Genomic DNA, 2,829 nt, shown 5'->3' on the forward strand with positions numbered 1-2,829 from the left:
GATCGCGGCGGCCGCACCGGATGCGCAGCGGGCTGCGATGGCCGAATCCGGTTATCTCACACCGCATTGGCCGCCGCCGCACGGTCTCGGCGCCGACCCGGCGCTGCAGTTGCTCATCGACTCCGAGTTCGAACGCGCAGGCGTCGAACGTCCCGACCTCGTGATCGGGACATGGGCGATCCCGACAATCCTCGAGCACGGAACAGCGCAGCAGCACACACGTTTCGTGTATCCGACCCTCGTGGGCGACATCATCTGGTGCCAGTTGTTCAGCGAACCCGAGGCGGGCTCCGACCTTGCGTCGTTGCGTACCAGGGCTATTCGCGTCGAGGGCGGTTGGAGTCTGACCGGGCAGAAGATCTGGACCTCTCAGGCGCACAACGCGCAGTGGGGGATCTGTCTTGCCCGAACGAATCCCGAGGCGCCGAAACACAAGGGGATAACCTACTTCCTGATCGACATGGCTTCGTCCGGCATCGACATCCGGGGGCTTCGGGAGTTGTCCGGGCAGGCCAACTTCAACGAGGTCTTCCTCGACGACGTGTTCGTGCCCGACGAGTGCGTGGTCGGTGAGGTCGACGGTGGCTGGCGCCTGGCCCGTACGACGCTCGCCAACGAACGTGTGGCCATGGGTGGTTCGGGACTCGGCAAGGAGATGGATGCGCTACTGGGGCAGATCGATTCGTTGGGTCGGGAGCTGTCCGCAGGCGAGTTGGCACGGTTGGGTGAGCTCGTCGCCGACGCTCACGTCGGACGTGTTCTCGACGCACTCGCGGTGTCTCGTCGGCTGGCGGGCCACGATCCGGGTGCGCTGTCGAGCGTGCGCAAGCTGATCGGCGTCGCGCACCGGCAATCGGTGCCCGAGTTCGGTCTCGACCTACTCGGCGTCGACGGTGCTGGTGCCGGTGAGGCGTCCGATCAGCTCCTGCAGAACAGGTGCCTGTCCATCGCGGGCGGCACCACCCAGATACTGCGGACCGCCGCAGCCGAACGGATTCTCGGTCTGCCGCGCGGCTGACGCGTGACGAGGCCCGAGAATCAGCAGATCAACCGCCAATTCGCCCACCGAGGGCGCGGAGTCTGATACAACTAGAACGAGTTCTAGTTTTGGTGTTGGCGAGAAGGGGACCGTCGGTGGATTTCGGCATGGACAGCTCCGCGGAAGCGGTCGCCGATGTGGCGCGGGATGTATTCGCCCGCCATGAGTCCGACTGGACATCTCTGTTCGGCGGACGGGTCAGGGCAGGCGAGTCACAAGAGGATTCCGCCCCGTCGTACGACGGCTCTGATCACCCGTCGTACGACGGCTTCGATCGCAACCTCTGGACGGCATTGACCGACGCCGGGCTCCTCGCCCTGCCGCTACCGCAGGCGCTCGGGGGTGACGATCTCGGTGTCCTCGGCGTACTACCGCTGCTGCGGCAGCTGGGTTCGGCCGCCGCGGTGACCCCGGCACTCGGCGCACTGGTATCCGCACTTTTCCTGCAGACCGTCGACGACGCCTCGCGCGATCGGTGGGCCGCGACGCTCACCGACGGCGGATGGCACGCACTCGCGATCGGCGAACCCGGCGATCCGTTGACGTCGACGCCGCGCACCACGTTGCGTGACGGACGGTTGTCGGGCACAAAAAGTGGGGTGTTGCACGCCGACGGCGCGTCGACGCTACTCGTCGCAAGCGATGCCGGGGTGGTCGCTGTGGCCACTGCCGCCGACGGTGTGTCGATCACGCGAACCCCGGCGTCGAGTGGTTGGGGTGAGTTCACGGTGCGGTTCGACAACGTGATCGTCGACGACGCCGACGTTCTCGCCGCCGAGATCTCGGGATTGCGTGACCTGTACCGACTCGCGCTGAGTGCGTACGCCGACGGCCTTGTCGCGGGGGCTACGCGCCTCACCGCCGATCACGTGTCCAACCGCACGCAGTTCGGCAAACCGATCGCATTGTTCCAGGCTGTCGGACAGCAGTTGGCCGACATCTATGTGGTCGGCCGATCACTGAACCTCTCGACCACGGCTGCCGCGTGGCGTCTCTCCGAAAATCTTGATGCACAACAGGATCTGGGCATCGCGTCGTATTGGACCGCAGCCGAGATCCCCGCCGCGATGCGGACCATGACCCACCTCCACGGAGGCGTCGGTGTCGACCTGACGTATCCGTTGCATCGATACTTCTCGATCGCCAAGGATCTCGCGCGACTCGTCGGAGGGGCCAACGCCCGACTCGACGAGCTCGCCGACGCGTCGAATCCATAGCGGCGCCAACCTAATTCACCCGACGACCCAGTCCAGAGCACGCCGAGCACGCAGGGGACGCAACCGATGTTCATAGACCTCACGCCGCAGCAGCAGCAGTTGCGCGCCGATCTGCGTGAGTATTTCGCCGATCTGGTCGACCCCACGGCAGCACAGACCATGCTCACCGAGCGCCACGGCCCCACCTATCGGGATGTGATCCGACAGATGGGGCGCGACGGGTGGCTCGGGGTCGGGTGGCCGAAGGAGTACGGCGGCAAGGGATTCGGAGAGATCGAACAGCAGATCTTCACCAACGAGGCGGTGCGCGCCGACGTTCCGCTTCCCGCGGTGACCCTCCAAACGGTCGGGCCCACCCTCCAGGTACACGGAACCGACGAACAGAAGAAGCTCTTCCTCCCCAGAATCCTTGCCGGCGACGTCCATTTCGCGATCGGCTACACCGAACCCGACGCCGGGACCGACCTCGCATCGCTGACCACGACGGCGGTCCGCGACGGTGATCACTACGTGGTCAACGGGCAGAAGATCTTCACCACCGGCGGGCACGACGCCGACTACATCTGGCTGGCG

General features: G+C 65.7%; 2 protein-coding genes and 1 pseudogene. All 3 read left to right on the forward strand.

Features of this window, described 5'->3' with window-relative positions:
• A partial coding sequence (locus B3T59_RS09225) for an acyl-CoA dehydrogenase family protein (protein ID WP_287002074.1) occupies nucleotides 1-1,018 on the forward strand: 1,018 nt, incomplete at its 5' end.
• A 116-nt stretch (nucleotides 1,019-1,134) separates the two neighbouring features.
• Entirely contained in the window at nucleotides 1,135-2,256 is a 1,122-nt protein-coding gene (locus B3T59_RS09230) for an acyl-CoA dehydrogenase family protein (protein ID WP_064862553.1), read from the forward strand.
• A gap of 66 nt (nucleotides 2,257-2,322) precedes the next feature.
• Nucleotides 2,323-2,829 (forward strand): annotated as a pseudogene (gene fadE29, locus B3T59_RS09235) (acyl-CoA dehydrogenase FadE29); the annotation flags it as partial.

Source organism: Gordonia sp. UBA7860 (genome assembly GCF_002500165.1).
Lineage (GTDB): Bacteria > Actinomycetota > Actinomycetes > Mycobacteriales > Mycobacteriaceae > Gordonia > Gordonia sputi.